Consider the following 5425-nt stretch of genomic DNA (forward strand, 5'->3'; position numbering starts at 1 on the left):
ACCAAGAGGGACACGACCAAGACGGTGGAATCAAAGAAACCGCCGCGGCGCATGCCGGCGATGACGCCGAAGAGAATGCCGAAGACCGTCTCGAAGACGATGGCCATGAGCGTCAGCTTCACCGTGACGGGGAAGGCATTAGCCATGACCTGAGTGACCGGGACGCCGGAGAAGGTCGTGCCGAAGTCCAGCATGAAGATGCCCTTGATGTAGAGCAGGTACTGGACAATGAATGGCTTGTCGAGGTTGTATTCCGCCTCGATCCTGGCGCGAGCTGCCTCGGTGAGGCCGCGGTCGCCGCCGAGGGCTTCGACCGGGTCACCGGGCATCAAGAAAACCAGTGCGTAGATGAGCAGGGTGGCTCCGAAGAACACCGGGATCATCTGGAGCACTCGTCGCCCGATATAGCGCAACATAGTGTCGTCCTTTACTAGTTGTGTACATTCGCTTGCCGACGCCGCGTGGAACCTGGCGGGTCCGTGCGTATTTACGCTGTGGCAGAGGCTGCTTACGCGTTTATTAAAATCTGTCGCCTGTCTGGCTATAGGAAATCGTAGTTTGTGACCTATCTCAATGTGCAATATGCAGGCGTTATCGAATTATTAGAGGGGTAGTGCGCGGGGGCCTTGTCAATAACGGGCCTAGTCCGTAACAGAAACTGTGGGATGTGCAAACCGAGAAAGGGGCGGGCATGGCATTGCTCCGCCTCGAACGCGCCGAGGCGGAGCAGGTGCCATGAGCGGAAGGAGGGTTACTCCTTGGTGATTTCGTAGTAGACCGGTACGCCCTTCCAGCTGAACTTAGCGTCGCTTACGGCCTCGGAGAAGCCGCCGGTGGCGTTCGGGTACCACAGTGGGATGGCCGGCAGGTCCTCGAACAGGATTGCCTGGGCCTCCTTGTACTTGGCATTAGCCTCTTCTTGGGAGCTGGACTTTGCTGCCTCTACCAGGAGCTTGTCGAACTCTTCGTTGGAGTAGTCGCCGTCGTTAGAAGAGCCACCGGTCTGGTACAGCGGTGCCAAGAAGTTACCCATGGATGGGTAGTCTGCCTGCCAGCCGGTGCGGAAGCCGGTCTTGATGGTGCGGTTGGTGACTTCATCACGCAGGGACTTGAAGTCCGGGTAAGGCGCGCCAACTGCCTCGATGCCCAAGGTGTTCTTGATGGAGTTGGAGACTGCGTCAACCCAGCTCTTGTGGCCGCCGTCAGAGTTGTAGGCGATCTCGAAGGAAGGCGAGGACCACTTGTTCATCTTGTCGGCCTTGGCCCACAGCTCCTTGGCCTTTTCTGGGTCATACTTCAAGACCTCATTGCCCTCGATGTCCTCGGAGTAGCCCGGCAGAACAGGGGAGGTGAAGTCCTTGGCTGGGGTGCGGGTGCCCTTGAAGATGGTCTCGGTGATCTCGTCACGGTTGATTGCGTAAGAGATTGCCTGGCGGCGTAACTTGCCCTCTTCGCCGGAGAAATGCTCAAGGTTCTCGCCGATGGTGAAGGACTGGAAGCCTGCGTAAGGCTGGTTGGATGCGCGCTCACCCAGGTCGGACTCGTAGACGTCGAAGGCGGCATCTGGGACGGCGTCGAGAAGATCCAGGTTGCCGGAGAGCAGATCGGCGTAGGCGGCGTCGTTAGAAGTGTAGAAGACGAACTTAACGCCGTCGTTAGCAGCCTTCTGGCCACCCTTGTACTCCTCGTTCGGAACGACGGTAGCGTCCTGGTTGTGGTTCCACTCGGCGAGCTTGTACGGGCCATTGCCGATTGGGCTCTGGCCAAAGGCCTCCAGGTCATCGAAGGCGGACTCGTGGAGCGGGTAGAACGCGGAGTAACCCAGCTGTGCTGGGAAGTCTTGTTCAGGGTTGTTGAGCTCGACGGTGAAGGTGTAATCGTCTTCTATCTTCAGGCCCTCGAGCTCCTTTACGCCCTCCTTGAAGCCCTTGATGTTGCTGAAGAAGGAAGCGTTGAGCTGATCGTTTGCCACTGCGTAGTTCCACGCGTCAACGAAGTTCTTTGCGGTAACCGGGGAACCATCGGAGAAGTTGGTCTTCTTGAGCTTGATGGTGAACTTGGTGTTGTCCTTGTTCGGCTCGATGGATTCTGCGATCTCGTTCTGCGCCTTGCCATCCGCGTCGTAGTACACGAGGCCCGAGTAGATGCTGTCAACGATGCGGCCGCCGCCGGTTTCGTTGGTGTTTGCCGGGATCAGCGGGTTCTGGGGTTCGCTGCCCCATGCGGTGATGTAGTTGCCGCCGGAGCCGTTCGCGGAGCCGTTATCGCTACCGCATGCCGCGAGGGCCAGGGTTAGGGAGGCTGCAGAAACTACAGCGAACGTCTTTTTGATCGTCATAACGGGGAGAGACCTCCGAATTAGGTCGAGCCTTGAGTGAACATTGATGAACCTTGAAAGGTTGGAACTGAAGTTACACTGTGGCTGCGCGCACATTCAAGGATTTGAAAATTATAAGCGTGTGATGAAAACTATAAGTCGGCAGATAGTATTATCTGTACAGGACTTTTGTGCGAATACATAAAGAAAACGCCACCCCTTTGTGGGGTGGCGCTCTGAAAGTATTAATTGTTACTTATTTCGCAATTTGTTCCCTTAAGGGTGCAAGCCATTGCTGAAGGGTCTCGACGAAAACGCCCGGGGCCTCGATGTGTGGCAGATTCTTAGTCTGCGGAATGGTCTTTTCTTCGAAGGTACCAAGGCAGCGGTTTTTCGCGCGGCGAATAAGCGGGCGCCATAGTTGCTGAGCGGGATGAAAATAAAGAATGGGTGCTTCCACCGAGGAGTCGATCCAACTTAATGGCGGAACAGCAGTGCGCATGCGGTGGTTCCACAAGATGCCGCGGCGTACATTGCCGATTTGTGAGGCGGTAATGCGCAGCTGCGCAATCTGGTTGCGTGCGTCGTGCGAAAAGCTCGAGTCGGTGTTGAGGGCCAGCTCTTTTTCATAGCTTGAGGCATAAAGGAGAGGGTTGCGGCGGCTGAGTGGTCCGCCCAAGCGGCAAAGGGCGGCGCGCAAAAGGAGCCAGCCGAAGTCCCAGGGACGTGCCGCCATCGCGCGGCGCAGATCGACCGGGTGGGAAGAAGAGATGGAAACTAAGCCAAGCGTGCGTTCTGGGCGCTCGCTAGCTACCGCCCAGGCAATTGCGCCACCGGCATCTGCGCCAACCAAGAAGGCTGCATCGTGGCCCAAGGCTTGGATTACGCCGGTGACGTCGCCAACCACTGCGCGCATATCTTGGCCTGCTTCGACTGGCGGTTTATCGGAAAGGCCAAAGCCGCGCATGTCGAGGGAAGCAACGTGAAAGCCTTGTGCGGCCAAAGGGGCGATGGCGTCTTTGAAATCGAACCAGCCGCCGAAAGAGCCGTGTAGGAAAAGTACGAGCGGATCGCTTGGAGAACCTGCGGTTGCAACGTGGAGGCGAATGCCGCGGGTATGGATGTACTCGTGTTTGAATGGTCCGTCTAGCTCAACCACCGAGGGCGACAAGGGTGCTGGAGTCTGGGCCATGAGATGTGGTTCCTTTCACCAGATGAGGCAGCTTGCAGCAAGAAGGGGTGGGAGAGACGGGGGCGGCGAAAAGCAAACTCGCCTATTAAATGCTAAACCCGCCCGAGCAAAAGCAAGCTCGGGCGGACTAAGCGAAGAAAAATCTCAAGGTAGAAGCTTTAGGTGTACAAACCGCGCTCGACGGACTTGGAAGCCTTGCCTGGAACCAGCTTCTTTAGTTCCTTGGTGGACTCGATGGTCTTCTCGGGTGCCTTGACCTTCTTGATGTTCTTAAAGCCGATGAAGCCAACGACGGCTGCGATCACCAGCATGATGAGGAAGACGATCAGGAATGCGGCCCAACGGTCGAGCCACTTGTCAAGCAGCTCGGCGAGGAAGAGGAAAAAGAAGAAAGAGCTATAAAGCGCAACGGTTCCGGCAACGCCGAACATGCCAGCACCGATGCCGCCCTTCTTAGCGGACTGAGCCAGCTCGGTCTTGGCGAGCTCGACCTCGGAGCGGACGAGCTGAGACATCTGCTCGGTAGCGTTGGAGACCAGTTGGCCAACGGAGGCCTCGCCGCGCTTCGAGCTATCGGCGTCGCTAAGCGGGATAGCGTTGACCTTTGGGGCGAACTGGTTCGCACCGTCAGTGAATAGTCCGTCGTTGCTCACGGTTAAATACTCCTAGCGTTTGTCTAAATCTGTATTGGCCATAGTAATGAAGCCTGACAGCTGCGTGTGTGAGGAATCGCAGTGGCCGCACAGGTCTATCCTAGAGGATATGGCAGAAAAAGACCCGTTGGCCCCGCTCTTTGCGTTACCCGGTGTGGAAAATTCAGCCGCGCGTGCGGTCGAGAAAATTTCTCGCGCGCACCGCCGTCCGGCTGGATTACGGAAATTTGATGTCATTTCTGCGGAATCGGCGATGCGGGGTGCACGTGCTGCGGTCTTTGTAGATGGGCTCAAAATTTCGCCCAATGTTGCGCCCGATCTATCCCCCGATCTAACTGCTGAAGACGCAATGGAAGGGCCGTTGGCCAATTCCATTAGTGCCTATAGTCTCTTGGCCCCGGAGGTTCAGGCAACCACGGTGCGTACCTTTGCCCGTGCCCCGTTGCAGGTGCTTGCGCGTCTCGATGTTGCGGCCGGCGGCACGGGAATGCCAAACAGCGCACAAGCAGCACGCGTACAAGCCCTTTCTCGTCTTGTAAGTGGAGGAAGCGGCGTTGCCTTCGACCGATTGCTGCCTGTTGTGGTGCATGCGGAAATTGCGGCTTATGAGGTATTTGGCCTACGCAGTAACTTGATTGGAATGGTTGCCGCACGCCTGGCGGCCATCCATAGCGGATTCGATCCGCGTGGCTTCGCCGTACCGGAGACCTATTACAACCGCCATAGCGCGCAGTATTGGCAGGCCATAGGAGAATATTCGGCAAATCCCGGGCCCACATTGGAGTTTCTGCTTGCTGCCTGGGCTGCCGGCGGCGTGGAAGCAGATGGAATTGCGCGCTCGGCCTAGAAGCTGGCACTAGGCACTGGACTTTGGAGCACGCAGAAAATCCGGGTGCTGGTTGAGCCAGAGCCCTGCGGCCACAACCGCTGCGATGCCAGCGACGACGGCGGAACCAATGCCTACTTCTTTCGCGCCGGGCATCGTAAAAAGCGGAACCGGATCCTTGAAGGTGCGGATATCCCAGCCATGTTCCAGAGCATGCTTTTTCATGTGGCGATCGGGGTTGACCGCCACTGGGTGGCCAACCAGAGCCAGCATCGGGATATCGGTGGCGGAATCAGAATAGGCAAAAGAGCTATCCAGGTCGATATCTAATTCCGCAGCGAAGTCCGCAATGGCTTGAGCCTTTGCTGCGCCCTTGCAGTAGCGCAGAATCTTTCCGGTGAACTTGCCGTCCACCTCTTCTAGCTCAGTAGCGACTA

The 5425-nt window shown here is 57.1% G+C and carries 6 protein-coding genes; 1 reads left to right on the forward strand and 5 read right to left on the reverse strand.

What is annotated here, in order from left to right; genetic code table 11:
* From HMPREF2724_RS13105 to HMPREF2724_RS03610, 4 genes are all read right to left on the reverse strand, one after another.
* The coding region (locus HMPREF2724_RS13105) for an ABC transporter permease (protein WP_246818198.1) at window positions 1-416 on the reverse strand (416 nt) is incomplete at its 3' end.
* A 335-nt stretch (window positions 417-751) separates the two neighbouring features.
* Window positions 752-2338: a peptide ABC transporter substrate-binding protein gene (locus tag HMPREF2724_RS03600; RefSeq protein ID WP_062036152.1), complete on the reverse strand. Its 1587-nt coding sequence runs from the start codon at window positions 2336-2338 to the stop codon at window positions 752-754.
* Between the two features lie 235 nt (window positions 2339-2573).
* Complete coding sequence (locus HMPREF2724_RS03605) at window positions 2574-3509, reverse strand: alpha/beta fold hydrolase (protein WP_062036150.1); 936 nt, start codon at window positions 3507-3509, stop codon at window positions 2574-2576.
* Between the two features lie 158 nt (window positions 3510-3667).
* The gene (locus HMPREF2724_RS03610) at window positions 3668-4162 is read right to left on the reverse strand and encodes a phage holin family protein (RefSeq protein ID WP_061920205.1); all 495 of its coding nucleotides are present in this window, start codon (window positions 4160-4162) and stop codon (window positions 3668-3670) included.
* A 109-nt stretch (window positions 4163-4271) separates the two neighbouring features.
* Between HMPREF2724_RS03610 and HMPREF2724_RS03615 the strand changes: the two genes are divergently transcribed.
* Window positions 4272-5009: an oxidoreductase gene (locus HMPREF2724_RS03615; RefSeq protein ID WP_070587212.1), complete on the forward strand. Its 738-nt coding sequence runs from the start codon at window positions 4272-4274 to the stop codon at window positions 5007-5009.
* A 9-nt stretch (window positions 5010-5018) separates the two neighbouring features.
* Here the strand turns inward: HMPREF2724_RS03615 and HMPREF2724_RS03620 are convergent.
* Window positions 5019-5425: HAD family hydrolase (locus HMPREF2724_RS03620; RefSeq protein ID WP_168164868.1), on the reverse strand; the 407-nt coding region annotated here is incomplete at its 5' end.

This window comes from Corynebacterium sp. HMSC071F07 (assembly GCF_001810285.1).
In the GTDB taxonomy this organism is placed as follows: domain Bacteria; phylum Actinomycetota; class Actinomycetes; order Mycobacteriales; family Mycobacteriaceae; genus Corynebacterium; species Corynebacterium simulans.

Bases quoted from the DNA above. Each gene is read 5' to 3' on its own strand.
- HMPREF2724_RS03600 (WP_062036152.1), bottom strand. From the start codon at position 2,338: ATGACGATCAAAAAGACGTTCGCTGTAGTTTCTGCAGCCTCCCTAACC.
- HMPREF2724_RS03605 (WP_062036150.1), bottom strand. From the start codon at position 3,509: ATGGCCCAGACTCCAGCACCCTTGTCGCCCTCGGTGGTTGAGCTAGAC.
- HMPREF2724_RS03615 (WP_070587212.1), top strand. From the start codon at position 4,272: ATGGCAGAAAAAGACCCGTTGGCCCCGCTCTTTGCGTTACCCGGTGTG.